Here is a 19,239-nt window from a genome sequence, read left to right on the forward strand (position 1 = left end):
TTGCAGACGTCGCACGGCACGTAGACATCCGGCAGGAAGTGCATCTCTACCTTGATGACGCCATCCCCCTGACACGCCTCGCAGCGGCCGCCCTTGACGTTGAAGGAGAAGCGGCCCGGCTGGTAGCCGCGCGAGCGCGCCTCCTGAGTGCCGGAGAGCAGCTCACGGATCGGGGTAAACAGGCCAGTGTAAGTGGCGGGGTTGGAGCGCGGGGTGCGGCCGATGGGGCTTTGATCAATATCCACCACCTTGTCCAGATGCTCCAGCCCCTCAATGCTGCGATAGGGTGCCGGGGTGGATTCAGTCGCCTTGTTCAGTTCACGGTGAGCGATGCGAAACAGGGTGTCGTTGATCAGAGTCGACTTGCCGGAGCCGGAAACGCCGGTAACGCAGGTCATTACCCCGATCGGCAGTTCCAGATTGACGTTGCGCAGGTTGTTGCCGCTCGCCCCCTTGAGTGTTAGCCACTTGCCGGTAAGCGGGGTGCGCACGGCTGGAATAGCGATCTGCTTGCGGCCGGAGAGGTAATCACCGGTCAGCGAATCCGGGTTGTCGATGATCTGCTGGGGGGTGCCCTGCGCCACAATCTCGCCACCGTGCACGCCAGCCCCTGGGCCGATATCGAGCACATGGTCGGCGAGGCGAATGGCATCCTCGTCGTGCTCAACCACAATCACGGTGTTGCCGAGATCGCGCAGGTGGGTCAGGGTCTTGAGCAGCCGTTCGTTGTCGCGCTGGTGCAGACCGATGGAAGGTTCATCCAGCACGTACATGACTCCGACCAGACCAGCCCCGATCTGGCTGGCCAGCCGGATCCGCTGGGCTTCGCCGCCGGAGAGGGTTTCGGCGCTGCGCGAGAGGCTCAGGTAGTTGAGACCCACATTCACCAAGAAGCCGAGTCGCTCAACGATCTCTTTCAAAATCTTCTCGGCAATTTGGGCGCGCTGGCCGGTCAGGCTCAGCCCCTCAAAAAACGCCAGCGCATCACCGATGGACTGCTCGGCGATAGCCGGCAAGTTACGGTTATCGACGAACACGTGGCGCGCCTCCTCCCGCAGTCGGCTGCCACCGCAGCTGGTACAGGATTTGTTAGCGATGTATTTAGAGAGCTCTTCGCGCACCGAGTTGGACTCGGTTTCGCGGTAGCGCCGCTCCATATTGTGCAAAATCCCCTCGAACGGGTGCTTGCGCACCACCACGTCACCGCGATCGTTCATATAGCGGAACTCGATCTCGGTGCGACCAGAGCCGCGCAGGATCACCTCTTGAGTCTTCGGTGGCAGATCTTCCCACGGCGTCTCCAGATCGAACTGATAGTGCTCAGAGAGAGATTTGAGCATCTGGAAGTAGTAGAAGCTGCGCTTATCCCAGCCACGGATCGCGCCGTTAGCCAGACTGATGGCCGGATCGCCGATCACCTTGGCCGGATCGAAATATTGCTGCACCCCGAGGCCGTCGCAGGTCGGGCAGGCCCCAGCGGGGTTGTTGAAGGAGAAAATACGTGGCTCCAGCTCCGACATGGAGTAACCGCACTCCGGGCAGGCGAAGTTGGCAGAGAAAGTCATGGGGGCCACTGCGGTTTCGCCGTCCATCGGCACCACCAACACGATGCCGCCGGAGAGGGTCAGCGCCGTCTCGAACGACTCGGCCAGCCGCAGCGCAAGGTCCTCGCGCACCTTAAAGCGATCCACCACCACCTCGATGGTGTGCTTCTTGTGCAGCTCCAGCGTCGGAGGATCGGAAAGATCGCACACCTCGCCGTCGATACGGGCACGGATGTAACCCTGCGCCGCCAGATTTTCCAAGAGCTTGGCGTGCTCCCCTTTACGATTGCGCACCACTGGGGCCAGCAGCATCAGCTTGCTCTCAGCTGGCTGGGCCAGCACCTGATCCACCATCTGACTGATGGTCTGGGCGGCGAGCGGGATGGCGTGAGTCGGGCAGCGCGGCTCACCCACTCGGGCAAACAGCAGGCGCAAGTAGTCGTAGATTTCAGTGATGGTGCCGACGGTCGAGCGCGGGTTGTGGGAGGTAGACTTCTGCTCGATAGAGATAGCGGGCGACAACCCCTCGATATGGTCGACGTCCGGCTTCTCCATCAGGGAGAGGAACTGGCGGGCGTAAGCAGAAAGCGACTCCACATAGCGACGCTGCCCTTCGGCATAGAGAGTATCAAACGCCAGCGAGGATTTGCCTGAACCAGAGAGACCGGTGACCACGATCAGCTTGTCGCGGGGCAGGATCAGATTGATGTTCTTCAGATTGTGGGTGCGAGCACCCCGGACCACGATTTTTTCCATCTTGTAGCACGCTCGAGACACAAACCAGAGCGGGCCAGTATGGCATAGAGACTACTGGATGAATAGACAGGCATTTGCCGAGACAGAGAGTGACTTAGGCAGCCATTCGCGCTTTTTTCAGGGCATTGTTAGGCATGTCGTGTTGCTCATTGCCGCTATTCACCGCTGATCTCGCGACTTAACCCCCTGTTCTCGCACAACATCGAGCCCATCAAAGCTGCCTCTTCACTTCATAAGCGTTTATTAGGCAAAGTCGAACGACGCCGACCATAATTAGCGCCGAGGGCCAAGTGGCCCGACCCACCGGCTATTGTTATGGTCCTTTCGCGACGACCACCTCGGCCAGTGGGACGTAATCAAAAAAGAGGGTCGGTATACCGACCCTCTTTTTCATTTGGCCAGGCTGGGCCATGACCGTCCCGAGCCATCTTAATTACTGGATGGACTTACCGGCCCGCACATCCTTGATAAACCCTTTGAGGCTGGCCAAATCGCGGGGGGCACCACGCAAAATTTGATCGCCGATGATAAAGGCGGGCGTTCCCGAAATAGCCATGCTCTCTGCCAATGCCCGGTTAGTGGCGAGGTTTTGATCGATGCGCCCATCTTTGAGGCTGGCTTCTACTTTGTTCCAGTCCACACCAGCGGTAGCCGCTATCTGCTTGACCTGTGCTTCATCTGCTAACGCCCCTTTGTGGGCGTATAGCGCCTCGTGGAACGCCTTGTACTTATCAGGTTGCCCCAGTTGCACCGCCAAGGCGGCACGCGCGGCATAGTGAGACGTCTCGGTCAAAATCGGGAACTGCTTATAGATATAGCGAATGTCTTTGTCTTCACTGAGCAACTGGCTGATCAGCGGGTGAGCACGCTTGCAATAACCGCAGTTGTAATCAAAAAACTCCACCACGGTCAGGCTGCCTTTGGGATTGCCCGCTTGCGGATCATCACTGCCAAACAGCGGCTTGGCATGGGCCTTGATCAGCGCTTTATCATTGTCGGCCTGCTCGCTCGCTTGCTTGGCACGCAGCGCATTGGACATCTCGACCAGAATCTCTGGGTTGTTAACCAGATATTCGCGCACAATCTGCTCAACATCACTTTTAGTTAATTCAGCTGCCTGAACAGGGCCAGTCAGCAGGGTTATACCAGCGAGGGCGGAAAATAGCGTATTTCTTATCGTCATGGTGGCATCTTCAGAGAGTGGATGATGGCGACTATAGTGATTTACTCTCTTTTCAAGTCAAGCTATCAAAACGAAAAAGCGCCTTAACTGCTCCCTCTTTACCCCCAACCCAGCCAGAACCGTTGAAAAAACAAGCAATTGAAATCAGAGGGGATTTACAACCATCAACGCCATGGGTAATATGCGCCCACTGCTGCGGAGGGGTGGCAGAGCGGCTGAATGCACCGGTCTTGAAAACCGGCGATGGGCGACCATCCGTGGGTTCAAATCCCACCTCCTCCGCCATCTATACAGCCCATCTCATTCCATGAGGTGGGCTTTTTTGTTTCTGTGATTTTTGCTGAGTTCCCCACCCTCGCCTCATCCACAAGACCTAGCAGGGGATGATCGCGTTTGCAGCAAACGATCTGCCCATCCGCCACTGATGTGACATCAGCCATGGTTGCCACGGGGCCAAGTAGGTAAACTCGTTGGCAATCGACGGCGCACTCACCCGTAAGGTTGAAAAACACTCGCCTTTTTTCGTTTTCCAAGCGCCGCTCGGCGTTGATCAGACTCTTACCGGAACCCTTTCCATGGCTATCAAGAAAAATGAACTTTACTCCTCCCTGTGGGCCAGTTGCGATGAGCTGCGCGGCGGGATGGATGCCTCCCAGTACAAGGACTATGTGCTGACCCTGCTGTTTGTGAAGTACGTTTCCGACAAGGCCAAGGGCAACCCCTACGCCATGATTGAGGTGCCACAAGGGGCCAGCTTCACCGACATGGTGGCGCTTAAGGGCAACAAGCATATTGGCGAGGCGATCAACCTCACCATCTCGGCACTGGCTGAAGCCAATGACCTTAAAGGCGTCATCGACATCGCCGACTTCAACGATGAGGACAAGCTGGGCAAAGACAAGGAGATGATCGACCGCCTCACCAAGCTGATTGGCATCTTCGAGGGGCTGGATCTCTCCGCCAACCGCACCGAAGGCGATGACCTGCTGGGTGATGCCTACGAATACCTGATGCGCCACTTCGCCACCGAATCGGGCAAGTCCAAGGGACAGTTCTATACCCCGGCGGAGGTGTCGCGCATTCTGGCCAAGGTGATTGGCATCAGCCGCCAGACCCCGCAAGATGCCACCGTCTACGACCCCACCTGCGGCTCCGGCTCCTTGCTGCTCAAGGCCAGTGATGAAGCGGGCCCCAAGGGACTCACCATCTACGGCCAAGAGATGGACAACGCCACCAGCGCCTTGGCACGGATGAACATGATCCTGCACGACAACCCCACCGCCAAGATCTGGAAGGGCAACACCCTGGCGGCGCCCCAGTGGAAGGAGGGCAACAACCAGCTCAAGACCTTTGACTTCGCCGTCGCCAACCCGCCGTTTTCCAACAAAAACTGGACTAACGGTCTGGATGCCGAGCACGACGCGTTCGGCCGCTTCGGCTGGGGCGTGCCGCCGGAGAAAAACGGCGATTACGCCTTCTTGCTGCACATCATCAAGAGCCTCAACAGTCGCGGCAAAGGGGCGGTGATCCTGCCCCACGGCGTGCTGTTTCGCGGCAATGCCGAGGCGCGCATCCGCGAGAATCTGCTCAAACAAGGCTTTATCAAGGGCATCATCGGCCTGCCCGCCAACCTGTTCTACGGCACCGGCATTCCGGCCTGTATCATCGTTATCGACAAAGAGAGCACCCCCCAGCGCGCCATTGACGCCAACGGCTACAGCAACCAGCGCCTGTTTATGATCGATGCCAGCAAAGGCTTTATAAAGGATGGCAACAAGAACCGGCTGCGCGAGCAAGACATCCACAAGATCGTCGATACCTTTACCCGCGAGCAGGTGATCCCCCGTTACAGCCGCGCCGTGCCGCTCTCCGAGATCGCCGCCAACGACTACAACCTCAATATCCCGCGCTATATCGATGGCAGTGAAGGGGAAGATCTGCACGATCTGGCGGCCCACCTTAACGGCGGCATTCCCCATCGGGATATCGACGCCCTGGCTGCTTACTGGCAGGTATTCCCGACCCTGCGCGCCGATCTGTTTGCGCCGGCCCATACGGGCTATAGCCATGCTCTGGTGGATGCTGCCAAGGTCAAGGGCACCATACTGGCGCACCCCGAATTTGGCCGTTTTGCCACAGCGTCGCTCGAACCCTTCTCACGCTGGTTTAGCGAGTGCCATCTGGCCGAGATAACACCGGGCGAATCCCCCAAAGCCTTGATCGACGAGATCAGCGAAAGCCTGCTGGCCACCTATGCCCCGCTGCCGCTGCTCGATAGCTACGACATCTACCAGCTGCTGCTGGACTACTGGCACGCCGTGATGCAAGACGATCTCTATGTGCTCAGCCAAGATGGCTGGGCGGCAGGTCGGGTGCTGCGTGAACTCAACGCCGACAAGGGTAACAAGATCAAAGAGACGCCAGACTTGGTGCTGGGCCGCGCCAAATACAAGGCCGAGCTGCTGCCCCCGCCCCTGCTGGTGGCCCGCTTCTTTGCTGAGCAGCAAAGCGAGATCGACACCCTACAGGCCAATGCAGATGAAGCCAGCCAAGCGATCGAACGCTATCTGGAGGAGCAGGGCGGCGAGGAGGGGCTGCTCAGTGACGCCGCCAACGAGGCAGGCAAGATCAACGCCGCCAGCCTCAAGACGCGGCTCAAGCAAGCCAGCGATGCCGAGGAAAAAGCGGCGCTCAACACCGCCATCAAGCTGCTTGACGCCGAAAGTCAGGCTAAAAAGGCGTTAAAAGCAGCGCAAGAGGCGCTGGATCGGGCGGTGGTGGCCCGTTACCCCACGCTTTTGGAGAGTGAGATCAAGCAATTGCTGGTGGAGGATAAGTGGCGCGCCAGCTTGCAGGCCGCCATTGAAGCAGAGATTGAGCGGATCACGGCGCAGCTGGCCAACCGGGTCAAAGAGTTGGAAGAGCGCTATAGCGCCACCTTGCCACAACTGACCCAGAACGTCAGCGAGCTGGAAGCCAAGGTGGCCGCGCATCTTAAAGCTATGGGGCTGGAGTGGGCATAATGGCGGAGCAGATAATGCAAGACGCAGCAGGCAAGGCTATTCCGGCAGGCTACAAGCAGACCGAGGTGGGGGTTATTCCTGAGGATTGGGATGTTTTGCCATTAGCATCTATCTGTAAGGAAATAGGCGATGGCATACATACAACTCCCACATATTCATTAAGTGGTGATTATTTCTTTATTAATGGCAACAACATTAAGAATGGTAATGTTGTTTATGATGAAAATGTAAGGCGTGTGGATGAGGCTGAATATCTAAAGCACAGTAAAACACTCACATCGAAAACAATATTCCTGTCTATAAATGGAACTATTGGTAATTTGGCCCGTTACAAGGCTGAGAGGTTGGTGTTAGGAAAGAGTGTCGCATATTTAACTATAAAGGACAGTGGTTCTGAAATTTTTTCATACTACGCCTTGCAAACAGAAAAAACGAAGAAGTTTTTTGAGGATGGATTAACTGGGTCGACAATAAAAAATTTGGGGTTGTCAACTATTCGCAATACGATGATTCCTGTGCCCAGTTATGAAGAACAAACCGCCATTGCCAATGTGCTGTCCGATAGCGATGCGCTGATCGATTCGCTGGAGCAGCTGATCGGCAAGAAGCAGGCCATCAAGCGCGCCACCATGCAGCAACTGCTGACCGGCCGCACCCGCCTGCCCGCCTGCCCGCCTTCGCCCTGCGCCCTGCGCCCCGATGGTACGCCCAAAGGCTATAAACCCAGCGAACTGGGAGATATTCCGGAGGATTGGGAGGTTATGACTTATGGTGAAATATTCACATTCCTCTCAACATCCACTAACTCTAGAGCGGATCTATCTAACATAGGGGAGTATGGTTATATCCACTACGGGGACATTCATACTAAATTCAACAATGCATTAGATTTAAATGAATTTAATTTGCCAAGAATATCTAGCCACTTGGCTTCATCCTCATTTGTTGAAAATGGTGATGTGGTAATGGCTGATGCATCAGAGGATTATGAAGGAATTGGGAAAAGTGTGGAAATTTGTAATGTCGGTTCAAAAAAAGTTGTTGCAGGTCTGCATACATTCCTTTTAAGAGACAAGAATAAATATATGGCGGATGGTTATAGAGGTTATTTGCATTGCATTCCTGCGGTAAAAAACGCATTCGATAGATTGGCAACAGGGATGAAGGTTTATGGTTTATCCAAGAACAACCTAGCCGTTGTTCCTGTGCCAATCCCATCCCAAAAAGAACAAACCGCCATCGCCACCATTCTCTCCGATATGGATAACGAGCTCGCCGCGTTGGAGCACAAACTGGCCAAGGCCCGCGCCCTTAAACAGGGGATGATGCAGCAACTGCTGACCGGCAACATCCGCCTGCCGCTGGCGGTGCCTGCATGAGCGTCCATCGCCGTTATTACCGGATCTTCGCCGGTGCCAAAAGCCGTTATGCCGAGCTCTGTCAGCAGCAAGGGTTTATCGGCGGTGATTGGGGCATTAACCAAGATCTCAGCCGCCAATTACCCGATGAGTGGCGCGACTTTAACACCCTGTTCGTGCCCCAGTTTCTTGCCGCCAATCCCGACAAGAGTCGCATTGCTGCGGGTTTAGCCTGTGGCATGTTGTACACCCTCTGCAAGGAGATCCAGCCCCATGATCGGGTGCTCTGCCCCGATGGCAACGGCCACTATTATGTCGGTGAGGTGATCGCCGATTACAGCTATCAGCCAGATGGCCCGCTGCCGCACCGCCGCAAGGTCAATTGGTTCCCTGCTCGGCTGAGCAAAGAGGAGCTGAGCCAGCCATTAAAGAACTCGGCTGGCTCGATTGCCACCGTCTGCAACCTGAGCAAATACGCGCAAGAGCTTGATGCCTTGCTGGCAGGACAGCAGCCGCCAACCTTGATCCACACCGATAGCGCAGTGGAAGACCCGAGCGTGTTTGCGCTGGAAAAGCACCTTGAAGATTTTTTGGTGGCCAACTGGGCGGCCACCGATCTGGGCAAGATGTTTGATATCTACAGCGAGGAGGGTGAGCTGGTGGGCCAGCAGTACCCCTCGGATACCGGACCCATTGATATTTTGGCGGTCAGCAAAGATAAAACCCAGTTGCTGGTGGTCGAGCTCAAGCGCGGCCGCGCCAGCGATGTGGTGGTGGGGCAGATCCAGCGCTATATGGGCTACGTCAAGGATGAGCTGTGCGAAGCCGATCAGACCGTCCATGGGGTGATCATCGCATTAGAGGATGATCTTAAGTTACGCCGCGCCCTGAGCGTGACCCAGCACATCGCGTTCTACCGCTATCAAGTCAGTTTCAAATTGCTCAAAGGGGAGTGATGACGCCCATCCCCTGAGTTGCTTGACCGTTGCTTGACTGGCGCGGTTGTTAATTGGCGAGATAGATGTTTATCTATATGAAAATAAACAAATACTTTGATTGAGCGTTACTTGATGGCATGCACAGCGGCACCCGATTTTTGTATGCGGGTAGGGTCATCGTTGGCGTGTTTATCAAACGTTGGGCATCGCAGGAGCTAGCCACCCATGGCCTATGACTATAGCCAGAGCCTGAATCCGCAGAAGGCGCTGATATTCCGGATCGTGCATCGGGATAACCTGGAATGGATCCTGACCCATGGTCTGTGGGCGGGGAATGGTCAGCAGCAAAACCCGCGCTGGGTGCATATCGGGTTGCCGGAGCTGATTGCCAAGCGCGCGCGCCATCCGGTGCCGCTGGCGCCTTTCGGCGTGTTGAATGACTATGTGCCCTTCTACTTCACGCCGTTTTCTCCCATGCTCAGCAATATTCACTCAGGGCGAGGTGTTCCCCAGCGTGAAAATGATGACATCCTGATCCTAGTTTCCAGCCTGCATCGCATAGCTGAACTGGGGCTACCGTTTGTGTTTACCGATAGCCATGCCTATTACCAGTGGGCCAATTTCTATACCGATCTTGGCGATCTGGGGCATATTGACTGGCCACTGTTGCAGCGCCGTGATTTCAAGCGTGATGCGGAAGATTTGAGCAAGCTGGAACGCTATCAGGCCGAAGCCTTGATCCATCAACATTGCCCCATCGAGGCCTTGCTGGGCGTGGTGTGTTACAACGAAGAGATAAAGAACTGCGTAGAACAGTGCATGAATCGGGTCGGGGTCGCGCGCCCCGTCTATGTCCGTGATGGGTGGTATTTCAGATGATTCGATATACAACAGGCAATCTGCTGGATGCTCCGGTGGAAGCGCTGGTGAATACCGTCAACACCGTCGGTGTCATGGGCAAGGGGATCGCCTTGATGTTCAAGGAGCGGTTCCCGGCCAATATGCGTGCCTATGCCGAGGCGTGCAAACAGGGTGATGTCGTCACCGGCAAGATGTTTATTACCCAGACGGGTGAGCTGCTGGGGCCGCGCTGGATCGTGAATTTTCCGACCAAGCAGCACTGGCGCAATCCGGCACAGATGGTGTGGATTCAGGACGGTTTGCAGGATCTGCGGGGCTGGTTACAGGCGCAGCAGGTCTCCTCGATTGCCATTCCACCTCTGGGGGCTGGTAACGGCGGTCTGCCTTGGCTTGAGGTCAAACAGGCGATTGAAACGGCACTGGGCGATCTGGATATCGATATCCTGCTCTATGAGCCCAGTCGCCAATACCAAAATGTGGCCAAGCGCGGCGGGGTGGCGGAGCTGACTCCGGCTCGGGCCCTGATTGCTGAACTGGTGCGTCGCTACTGGTTTTTAGGGATGGAGTGCAGCTTGCTGGAGATCCAGAAACTGGCCTGGTTTCTGGCTCGGGTCATTGGCCGAAACCCGCTGGGTGATCCGCTGCAGTTGCAGTTTAAGGCCCATCGTTATGGCCCTTATGCTAACAATCTGACCCATCTGCTCAATGCGATGGACGGCAGTTATCTACAGTCCGACAAGCGCATCCCGGATAGCAAGCCGTTTGATGCCATCTGGTTTAATGAGGCCAAAAAACAAGAGCTTGCCGTTTATCTCCATACCGAGGCCAAAGCGTTTTTACCGATACTGGAGCAGACGACCGCGTTAATCGACGGTTTTGAGTCGCCCTATGGCATGGAGCTATTGGCAACGGTGGACTGGCTGATGGCTGAAGAGGGCTGTGCGCCGACGGTAAGCGCGCTGCGAGACGGTTTGCACCGATGGCCAGCGGGAACCCCGTGGGGTGAGCGCAAGGCGCGGCTGTTTGATGATCGCAGTCTGCAGATCGCCTTGACCCGTTTGCAGCAGGCATTGGTGTAACGACGTTGGTGTAACGAATAGAAGCGGCTGCGCGGTTGTCGCGGCGGTTTGAGCGAATAACAGGGATAGAGAGCATGATTTCAGTCGGCCAACGGGAGCGGGCAACCCAGCACCGCGTGATTGAGTTTTTTATAGCCGAGCTGGGCTATCGCTATCTGGGGGATTGGCAGAAGCGGGAGAATAACCGCAATGTCGAACCGGAACTGCTGACCGCTTGGCTGGTGGGGCGCGGTGTGGATGCGGCGCTGATCCCCAAGGTGCTCAGGCAACTGGATCGGGCGGCGAGTCTGGGGGAAGGGCGCCTGCTCTATGACGCCAACAAGGCGGTTTATCGCCTGCTGCGTTATGGCGTGAAAGAAAAAGTCGGGGCAGGCGAGCAGCACCAGACCGTCTGGCTGGTTGATTGGGCCAATCCACAGGCCAACGACTTTGCCATCGCCGAAGAGGTGACGGTCAAGGGCGAGCATAAAAAACGGCCGGATCTGGTGCTCTATGTCAACGGTATCGCCCTTGGTGTGATTGAGCTCAAGCGCTCCACCGTCTCGGTCTGCGAGGGTATCCACCAGAACTTGGATAACCAGAAGAGGGATTTTATCCGTAACTTCTTCACCACCATGCAATTGGTGATGGCGGGCAACGATACCCAGGGGGTGCGTTACGGCACCATCGAAACCCCCGAAAAATATTATCTGGAGTGGAAAGAGCCGCTCGATCCCGCGGATTCCTCCCCCTCTTATGCCGAGCTATCGAGTACCAATCTGCTGGATCGGCAGCTGGCCCAGTTGTGTAGCAAGGCCCGCTTGCTGGAGCTGATCCACGACTTTATGGTGTTTGATGCGGGCATCAAGAAGACCTGCCGCCATAACCAGTATTTCGGCATCCAGGCCGCCAAGGCCTCTCTCCGCCGCCGTGATGGCGGCATCATCTGGCATACCCAAGGCAGCGGTAAGAGTCTGACCATGGTCTGGCTGGCTAAGTGGATCCGGGAAAATATCGCCGACAGCCGGGTGCTGATCATCACTGACCGCACCGAACTCGATGAGCAGATTGAGAAGGTATTTAGCGGGGTGGATGAGGCGATTTTGCGTACCCGCAGCGGGGCCGATCTGGTGGCCCGGCTGCATGCCCATCATCCTTGGCTTATCTGCTCGTTGGTTCACAAGTTCGGTCGCACGCCTGAAGGCGAGTCGGATGATGAAGATGGCGGCAGCTCGGATGACTTTATTGCCGATATGTGCCGCAGCGTGCCCTTGGACTTTCGCGCCAAGGGCACGCTGTTTGTGTTTGTCGATGAGTGCCACCGTACCCAGTCTGGCAAGCTACATGGCGCGATGAAGAGCCTGTTGCCAGAAGCGCTGTTTATCGGTTTTACCGGCACGCCGCTGATGAAGCAGGACAAGAAAAAATCCATTGAGGTGTTTGGCCCCTACATTCACACCTACAAGTTCAACGAGGCGGTGAGCGACGGTGTGGTGCTGGATCTGCGCTACGAGGCGCGGGATATTGATCAGCGGGTTAAATCCCAGAAGAAAGTGGATGAGTGGTTTGACACCAAAACCCGTGATCTCTCGCGGCTGGGCAAACAGCAGCTTAAACAGAAGTGGGCCTCGATGCAGAAGTTACTCTCCAGTCGTTCGCGGCTGGAGCAGATAGTGGCCGATATCCTGCTCGACTTTGATCGCAAGCCCCGGCTGGCCGATGGCCGTGGCAATGCCATGCTGGTCTGCGCCAGCGTCTATCAAGCCTGCAAAAGTTACGAGATGTTCAGCCAAGCCGGTTTTGCTGGCAAGTGCGCCATCGTCACCAGTTATCAACCCCATGCCAGCGAGATCAAGGGGGAAGAGACGGGCGAAGGGCTGACCGAGAAGCTGGCCAAGTACAACATCTACCGCAAGATGCTGGCCGACTATTTCGAGCAACCGGAGGATGAGGCCGCCAAGCGGGTCGAAGAGTTTGAAAAACTGGTCAAGCAGCGTTTTATCAACGAACCGGGCCAGATGCGGCTGCTCATTGTGGTGGACAAGCTGCTGACCGGTTTTGATGCCCCCTCTGCCACCTACCTCTATATCGACAAGAAGATGGCCGATCACAACCTGTTTCAGGCCATCTGCCGAGTCAATCGGCTCGATGGCGACGACAAGGAGTACGGCTACATCGTCGATTACAAAGACCTGTTCAAGTCGCTGGAGCAGACGGTCAACGACTATACCGCCGAGGCCTTTGCCGGCTATGACAAGGAGGATGTCGCTGGGCTGCTCAAGGATCGACTGACGCAGGCCAAAGCGGACCTAGATAACGCGCTGGAAGCCGTGCGCGCCCTTTGTGAGCCGGTGAAGGCACCCAAGTCGCAACCCGATTACCTGCACTATTTCTGCTGTGAGCCGGGGGCCGATGAAGCGATCCTGAGCGAGAAAGAGGGCTTGCGTCTGACCCTCTATCAGTTGGTGGCCAAGTTGATCCGCGCCTTTACCAATCTGGCGGGTGAGCTGGAGGAGGCCGGTTACAGCGCCACGCAGGCAGCGTCGATCAAGCAGGAGGTCGAACATTTCGCCAAGGTCAGGGATGAGATCAAGCTGACCAGTGGCGATCTGGTCAATATGAAGCAGTTCGAGCCGGGCATGCGCCAGATGCTGGATCTGTGGGTGGATGCCGACCCCAGCGAGACGCTGATGGACTTTGAGGAGTTGGGGCTGCTGGAGCTCATTATCCAGCGCGGCCCCGAGGCGCTGGACGGGTTACCCAAGGAGCTGCGCGACAATCAGGAGTCGATGGCCGAGGCGATTGAAAACAACGTGCGCCGAACCATCGTCGATGAGAACCCGGTCAACCCCAAATACTACGAGAGAATGTCGGTACTGCTCGATGAGCTGATCGATCTACGCCGCCAACAGGCCATCTCCTACCAGGCGTATCTGGAAAAGGTCCGCGAGCTGGCCAAGCAGGTGAAACATCCGCACAGCCATAGCCAGAGCGCCTACCCAGCGAGCATAGACACGGCGGCCAAGCGGGCACTGTATGACAATCTGGGCAAGGATGAGCTGCTGGTGGCCAGGATTGATGCCGCAGTGCGTTATACCAAGAAGGCCGATTGGTATGGCGATCGTTTCAAGGAGCGAGAGATCGCGTTTGCCATTGCCGAAGAGACCAAGGGATACGATGTGACCGTTGCCGATGTGATGGCGCTGGTGAAAGCACAGCCGGAGTACCACTGATGCCCCTCATCACCATTGGCGAGCTCACGCTGGAGTTGCAGCACAAGGGGATCAAAAACCTGCACATCAATGTGCTGCCCCCTGATGGTCGCGTGCGCGTCTCGGCCCCTGCCTCGCTGTCGGAAACGGCCATCAGGATGGCCGTGGCCAGACGTTTGCCTTGGATCCGCCAGCAACAGACCCACTTTCAGGCGCAGCCACGTCAGAGCGAGCGTCAGATGTGCAGTGGCGAAACTCACTATCTTTGGGGGCGAGGCTATCGGCTGGAAGTGATCCCGGTTGAGGGGGCCCACAGCGTCAAGTTGCAAGGCGGATGGATCCGGCTGCGGGTTCCCGCTCATTATGACGCTGCGAAGCGAGAAGCCTTATTACTAAGCTGGTATCGCCAATTGCTGCGCCAGCGGTTACCGATATTGATTGCCAAGTGGCAGGCCTTGCTCAAGGTCACCCCTTCGTTTGTAGGTATCAAACGGATGAAGACCCTGTGGGGTAGCTGCAAAACAGATACGGCCCGCATCTGGATTAACCTCGAATTAGTCAAGAAGCCCCCCGAATGCCTGGAATTTATTGTGGTTCATGAACTGATCCATTTACTTGAGCGCAAACATAATCAGCGATTTATCGCACTGATGGATCTGCATTTACCAAATTGGCGAGAACACCGCGAGAAGCTCAACAAGATGCCGCTGGCATTTAATCGGTGGGGGTATTAAAACATCTCACTCATTGAGTGGGGTGACGTCTGATACCTCAGCTGAGTGCTGATAGGGTGATGCAGAAAACAGCGTGTCATCGTCTTGACGCGGCACGATCGTGGCCAAGCCAGCCGACCTGACAGAAACACCGGCCCTCCCCCCAGCAAACGTCGATCAAACAAGATGAAGCAACACCCGCAGCTTGGCTGATCGCCTTGGTCATTAAGATACCGCCCCCGCAGCAAAGCGGCGGGGGCGGGTGAGCGGCCATCTATCACTCATGTCTCGCCCTCTCTCAACGCAGGGCGAGCATTGGCCAGCGACTAGTGGGTGTCAGCGGCGGGGTTAGCGATCGGGGGTAATTGTTGACGACGCACACCCCAGATAATCAGCGCCAGTACCAGCAGCGGCAACAGCGGGTCAAGCCAGGTCCCGCCGGAGCCAAACAGCAGATTGAGCAGAGCCACACCAGTGCCGCCAATGGCCCACGCGATGGTGGTGGGGATCGACCAGACGATCATCTGCTGCTTCACGTCGGAGATGCCCATCATCCGGTTAACCACCCAGAACAAGCTGTCGTTGAAGTAGCCAAAAAACAGCGAGCCCATGGCCGCCGCTTGGGCTGCTAACAGCATATTGACCCCAGGAATTTGGGCCAAAATCGGGGCCGAAATCGACGCGGCGGTCACCATCGCAACGGTGCCAGAACCTTGGATCAAGCGCACCAGCGTCGAGACGATAAACGGGATCAGGATCGGCGAGATAGGCAGCTGGGCAATCTGCTCGGCCAGTTGCTGGCCAGCGCCACTATCGCGCAGCACTGCCCCCAGCGCCCCGCCCGCGCCGGTCACCAGCAGAATAATCCCCGCCGATTGCAGCCCCTCTTCTAACCGCGCAGCGGTGGCGTGGCGGTCCATGTGCGGCACTAGGGTATAAACCGCCAGCAGCACACTGATGGCCAGCGCAATGATCGGTGTCCCGATAAAGGCGATACCTTGCACCAGCGGGTTCGTCAGCAGCCCCCCCATCCCCTCCAAGGTGGCCAGCGTGGTGAAGATAGCCTTGAGGAAGATAAGCACGATAGGCACCAAGATCGGCAGCAGCGACAAGGTCAGGCTCGGCAGGGTCTTGCCCTCTTTCTCCTTGAGGTACTGATCATACGTTGCCTGCAACTCATCGGGGGTTTTGAGCGCTTGCTCGGCAAATTCGGGGTACTTCTTATCGAGCCACTGGGCGTAGAACACGATGCCAAGCACGCAGGGCACTGCCAACGCCATGCCCATCAGCAACATGGCGCCAATGTCCACGCCAAACAACCCAGCCACACCGAGCGGACCTGGGGTCGGCGGCACCGTGTGGTGGGTCACCACTAAGCCACCAGCCAGCGCCACCCCCAAGGTAAGCAGGGAGCGTTTGCCGCTTTTGGCCAACGCTTTCGCCACCGGATAGAGAATGACGAATGCCGAATCGACGAAAATCGGGATACTGACGATGTAACCGGTGATGGCCAGCGCCCACTCTTCGCGCCGCTTACCCAGCCACTTGATAAAGCTGTAGGCGATCTGCTCGGCGGCCCCGGAAACCTCTAGCAAGCGGCCCATCATGACCCCAAGGCCAATGACGATCCCGATGCTACCAAGGGTGGAACCAAAACCTTGAGTAATGACCGTCAGGGTCTTGTCGATGCTCATTCCGCCGGTGATCCCAGCGATACAAGCGGCGGCCAGCATGGCAATCAGCGCATGTACCCGAGTGCGCACCACCAGAAAGACCAGCACGAAGACCGCAATAATAAGGCCGATGATGGGGGTTGGAAGGGTGCTCATGATGCCTCCTGCAAGTCATGGGTAATGAAACTGTCAATGATGCTGGCAAATGTGCCGTCAGCCACAAAACCAAGGGCGCTGGCCCGCTGGTTATCAATGCGGCCCGGCCAGCTGGCCACGATCCGCTCGATTGCAGGATCCGCCACAAACTGGACCCGATCCCGCGCCGCTTGGCCGCCTACTTGGGTCAGCGCGTCCAACATCTCGCCCACCGTGACGCTGATCCCCGGCAGATTGATGCTGCGGCCATCCCCTTTGGCCAAGGTCGCGGCCAACAAGAAGTTGCTGACCACGGTGGCGGGGCTGGAGAGCCACAGCCGCAGATCGGTACTCACTGGGCAGATGGTCTGCTCCCCCTGCAGCGGCTCGCGGATCAGGCCGCTGACAAACGAGGAAGCAGCGCGGTTTGGCTTACCCGGTCTGACGCAAATGGTGGGCAAACGCAGCGCCAGCCCATCCACATAGCCTTTGCGGCTGTAGTCGTTGACCAGCAGCTCGGCCATCGCTTTCTGAGCACCATAAGAGGAGGTAGGCGTCAGCGCCGTGGCATCGTCGACCAACGCAGGCAACGGGCCGCCATACACCGCCAGCGAGCTGGTAAACACGAAGCGGATGCCGGGTCTGGCATGGCGACACGCCTCCAGCAGGCTACGGGTGGTATCGAGGTTGACCTGCCAGCCCAGCTCAAAATCTTGCTCTGCATGGCTGCTGACAATGGCAGCAAGGTGATAAACGACCGCCGTACGTTCGCTTATCAGCGACGCGGCGACGCCGGGGGCCGTGAGATCCGCCTGCAAACAGCGGACCCGAGGGTCGGCCAAGGGGTGCGGCTGCTGGATATCCACCAGCAATAGCTCACTAAAGGCGACAGAACTGTGCAACAGGGCATGGGCCAACTTCTGGCCCAAAAAACCGCCTCCGCCGGTGATGATGATCTGCATCTTGCTATCCTCAGACTCGTTCGTGTGTAGGGTTGTTATTGTTGTGCCAGCCAAGTGAGACCTTGCTGGGTATTGCCTCTGGGGTTGTATTCACAGCCAATCCAGTCGTGGTAGCCCGCCTGCGCCAGCACCTTGAACAGGTGCGGATAGGCGATTTCTCCCTCATCCGGCTCGTGGCGATCCGGCACCGAGGCGATCTGGACGTGGCCGATAGCGGGGCCTAACTTGCCGATCAAACGGGTGAGATCCCCATCCATGATCTGGGCGTGATAGAGATCGAGCTGCACCGCCACGTTGGGCCTGTCTATCTCCTGCACCAACGCCAGCGCATCAAGTTGGTGAGCCAAGAAGTAACCGGGCACATCCCGATCGTTGAGCGGTTCGAGCAGCACCTTGATCCCATCTGCTGCCAAAAAATCGGCCGCAAAGCGAATGTTGTCGATCAGGGTCTGGCGGTGAGCAGCCATGCTATGAGCCGGGTCGACAATGCCGCTCATGGCGTGCACCTTGCGACACCCAAGCGCCAAGGCGTAATCGCGCACGGTGGCTAAGTGGCCACGAAACTCTGCCTCCCGCCCCGGAATGGCGGCCATGCCGCGCTCGCCCGCCGCCCAGTCACCGGGGGGCATATTGAACAGCGCTTGGGTGAGGCCATGCTGGTGCAGTTGATCAGCCAATTCGGCCGCAGGCCACGGGTAGGGAAACAGAAACTCCACCGCGCTAAAGCCAGCTGCACGAGCCGCCGCAAAGCGCTCCAAAAATGGCAGTTCGGTAAACAGCATGGTGAGATTGGCAGCAAACTTACTCATGGCTTCACCCTCTTTAATTCGTTGATGTCGGACTCGCTCAAATAGCGGATTGGCTGGCCGCGCAGCAGCAGCGCTAGCCGAGCGGTCTCCTCCAACTCCTCCATGTTGTTGACGGCATCCACCAGATCCTTACCCAAGACGACGGGACCATGGTTGGCCAGCAAGAAGGCGTTGCCTTCACAAGCGCGGCGGCCTAGCTCTTCACCGATGCGCACATCCCCCGGTCGGTAATAGGGGATCAGCGGCAATTGGCCGATCCGCATCACGTAATAAGGGGTAAAGGGCCGGATCACATTGGTCGGGTCGAGCCCCTCCAGACAGGAGAGGGCCGTCAGATACGTGCAGTGCAGGTGCACCACCGCCTGACAGGCGGGATTGTTGTGGTAAATGGCAAGATGGAACGCCACCTCTTTGGAGGGGCGATCCCCCGCCAGATGTTCACCACTCATGCTTACCTTGGCGAGCCGCGCCGGATCGAGCCGACCCAGGGAGGCGCCGGTGGGGGTGGCGAGCAAGGTGCCATCGGGCAGTTTGGCCGACAAATTACCCGCCCCCCCAGTGGCATACCCTCGTGCAAACAGCGACGCCCCCAGCATCACCATGGTGTCGCGCAGTGCCTGTTCGCTGAGGGTTGCAGTCATGGCGTCAGTCATGGAAAAACTCCTGTGCCCGGCTAAAGAAGGCCTCGTTACCAAAGTTGCCCGACTTGAGGGCCAGCGACAGGGGCGCATCCGTCGCCCGTACCCAAGGCACTCCCGGCGCGATTTGCGGGCCGATGTGAAAGGCGATAATGCCAAGAGCTTGCGTGATACGGCTGGAGGTCTCGCCGCCAGCAATGATGAAACGATCCACCCCAGCATCACGCAGCAGGGTCGCCACGTGGGCAAAACAGCGCTCCACCGCTTCGCTCGCCGCCTCTTGGCCATAGCGAGCTTGAATGGCCGAGAGCTCGCTCGGGTGGGTGGTGGCGTAGAGCATCGGCGCTGGCGTTGCGGGCTGGCTTAACACCCAGTG

Annotated in this window: 14 protein-coding genes and 1 tRNA gene; 8 read left to right on the forward strand and 7 right to left on the reverse strand. The window is 57.4% G+C overall.

Translation table 11 applies throughout. The annotated features are described in order from the left end of the window. Positions 1-2,300 (reverse strand): excinuclease ABC subunit UvrA (gene uvrA / locus CUC53_RS17685; protein ID WP_100295335.1); only part of this gene is annotated, 2,300 nt, incomplete at its 3' end. A gap of 433 nt (positions 2,301-2,733) precedes the next feature. Beyond that, on the reverse strand, positions 2,734-3,483 hold the full coding sequence (locus tag CUC53_RS17690) for a DsbA family protein (RefSeq protein WP_100295336.1): 750 nt from the start codon (positions 3,481-3,483) through the stop codon (positions 2,734-2,736). A 197-nt stretch (positions 3,484-3,680) separates the two neighbouring features. On the opposite strand from CUC53_RS17690, the gene CUC53_RS17695 reads away from it, so the two are divergent. From CUC53_RS17695 to CUC53_RS17730, 8 genes are all read left to right on the forward strand, one after another. Then, a tRNA-Ser gene (locus tag CUC53_RS17695) sits at positions 3,681-3,768 on the forward strand. A 290-nt stretch (positions 3,769-4,058) separates the two neighbouring features. Further along, positions 4,059-6,506 carry a type I restriction-modification system subunit M gene (locus CUC53_RS17700; RefSeq protein ID WP_100295337.1) on the forward strand — a complete coding sequence of 816 codons (2,448 nt, stop codon included), beginning with the start codon at positions 4,059-4,061 and terminating at the stop codon, positions 6,504-6,506. Then, a complete protein-coding gene (locus CUC53_RS17705) occupies positions 6,506-7,885 on the forward strand; it encodes a restriction endonuclease subunit S (RefSeq protein ID WP_201796797.1) in 1,380 nt (459 codons plus the stop codon). Before CUC53_RS17700 ends, CUC53_RS17705 begins: the two co-directional genes overlap by 1 nt. Beyond that, positions 7,882-8,820: an endonuclease NucS domain-containing protein gene (locus tag CUC53_RS17710; protein ID WP_100295338.1), complete on the forward strand. Its 939-nt coding sequence runs from the start codon at positions 7,882-7,884 to the stop codon at positions 8,818-8,820. Before CUC53_RS17705 ends, CUC53_RS17710 begins: the two co-directional genes overlap by 4 nt. A gap of 207 nt (positions 8,821-9,027) precedes the next feature. Continuing rightward, entirely contained in the window at positions 9,028-9,681 is a 654-nt protein-coding gene (darT, locus tag CUC53_RS17715; RefSeq protein WP_100295339.1) for a type II toxin-antitoxin system toxin DNA ADP-ribosyl transferase DarT, read from the forward strand. Continuing rightward, positions 9,678-10,742 (forward strand): type II toxin-antitoxin system antitoxin DNA ADP-ribosyl glycohydrolase DarG, encoded by a 1,065-nt coding sequence (gene darG / locus CUC53_RS17720; protein WP_100295340.1) that lies wholly within the window; start codon positions 9,678-9,680, stop codon positions 10,740-10,742. The genes darT and darG overlap by 4 nt, the downstream gene beginning before the upstream one ends. A 74-nt stretch (positions 10,743-10,816) precedes the next feature. After that, positions 10,817-13,954 carry a type I restriction endonuclease subunit R gene (locus CUC53_RS17725; RefSeq protein ID WP_100295341.1) on the forward strand — a complete coding sequence of 1,046 codons (3,138 nt, stop codon included), beginning with the start codon at positions 10,817-10,819 and terminating at the stop codon, positions 13,952-13,954. Beyond that, complete coding sequence (locus CUC53_RS17730; protein ID WP_100295342.1) at positions 13,954-14,667, forward strand: M48 family metallopeptidase; 714 nt, start codon at positions 13,954-13,956, stop codon at positions 14,665-14,667. Before CUC53_RS17725 ends, CUC53_RS17730 begins: the two co-directional genes overlap by 1 nt. Before the next feature lie 305 nt (positions 14,668-14,972). Here the strand turns inward: CUC53_RS17730 and CUC53_RS17735 are convergent, their stop codons facing one another. From CUC53_RS17735 to CUC53_RS17755, 5 genes are all read right to left on the reverse strand, one after another. Next, a complete protein-coding gene (locus tag CUC53_RS17735; protein WP_100295343.1) occupies positions 14,973-16,475 on the reverse strand; it encodes a GntP family permease in 1,503 nt (500 codons plus the stop codon). Then, positions 16,472-17,416, reverse strand: coding sequence for a D-erythronate dehydrogenase (denD, locus tag CUC53_RS17740; RefSeq protein WP_100295344.1), 945 nt, complete (start codon positions 17,414-17,416; stop codon positions 16,472-16,474). Before denD ends, CUC53_RS17735 begins: the two co-directional genes overlap by 4 nt. 35 nt (positions 17,417-17,451) lie before the next feature. After that, positions 17,452-18,225 (reverse strand): 2-oxo-tetronate isomerase, encoded by a 774-nt coding sequence (gene otnI / locus CUC53_RS17745; RefSeq protein WP_100295345.1) that lies wholly within the window; start codon positions 18,223-18,225, stop codon positions 17,452-17,454. After that, positions 18,222-18,878, reverse strand: coding sequence for a 3-oxo-tetronate 4-phosphate decarboxylase (otnC, locus tag CUC53_RS17750; RefSeq protein ID WP_236757965.1), 657 nt, complete (start codon positions 18,876-18,878; stop codon positions 18,222-18,224). The genes otnI and otnC overlap by 4 nt, the downstream gene beginning before the upstream one ends. Continuing rightward, on the reverse strand, positions 18,871-19,239 hold a 369-nt coding region (locus CUC53_RS17755), incomplete at its 5' end, for a nucleotide-binding domain containing protein (protein ID WP_272896778.1). The genes otnC and CUC53_RS17755, both read right to left, overlap by 8 nt.

This window comes from Aeromonas cavernicola (genome assembly GCF_002795305.1).
In the GTDB taxonomy this organism is placed as follows: domain Bacteria; phylum Pseudomonadota; class Gammaproteobacteria; order Enterobacterales; family Aeromonadaceae; genus Aeromonas; species Aeromonas cavernicola.

Bases quoted from the DNA above. Each gene is read 5' to 3' on its own strand.
- CUC53_RS17690 (WP_100295336.1), bottom strand. From the start codon at position 3,483: ATGACGATAAGAAATACGCTATTTTCCGCCCTCGCTGGTATAACCCTG.
- CUC53_RS17700 (WP_100295337.1), top strand. From the start codon at position 4,059: ATGGCTATCAAGAAAAATGAACTTTACTCCTCCCTGTGGGCCAGTTGC.
- CUC53_RS17705 (WP_201796797.1), top strand. From the start codon at position 6,506: ATGGCGGAGCAGATAATGCAAGACGCAGCAGGCAAGGCTATTCCGGCA.
- CUC53_RS17710 (WP_100295338.1), top strand. From the start codon at position 7,882: ATGAGCGTCCATCGCCGTTATTACCGGATCTTCGCCGGTGCCAAAAGC.
- darT (WP_100295339.1), top strand. From the start codon at position 9,028: ATGGCCTATGACTATAGCCAGAGCCTGAATCCGCAGAAGGCGCTGATA.
- darG (WP_100295340.1), top strand. From the start codon at position 9,678: ATGATTCGATATACAACAGGCAATCTGCTGGATGCTCCGGTGGAAGCG.
- CUC53_RS17725 (WP_100295341.1), top strand. From the start codon at position 10,817: ATGATTTCAGTCGGCCAACGGGAGCGGGCAACCCAGCACCGCGTGATT.
- CUC53_RS17730 (WP_100295342.1), top strand. From the start codon at position 13,954: ATGCCCCTCATCACCATTGGCGAGCTCACGCTGGAGTTGCAGCACAAG.
- CUC53_RS17735 (WP_100295343.1), bottom strand. From the start codon at position 16,475: ATGAGCACCCTTCCAACCCCCATCATCGGCCTTATTATTGCGGTCTTC.
- denD (WP_100295344.1), bottom strand. From the start codon at position 17,416: ATGCAGATCATCATCACCGGCGGAGGCGGTTTTTTGGGCCAGAAGTTG.
- otnI (WP_100295345.1), bottom strand. From the start codon at position 18,225: ATGAGTAAGTTTGCTGCCAATCTCACCATGCTGTTTACCGAACTGCCA.
- otnC (WP_236757965.1), bottom strand. From the start codon at position 18,878: ATGACTGACGCCATGACTGCAACCCTCAGCGAACAGGCACTGCGCGAC.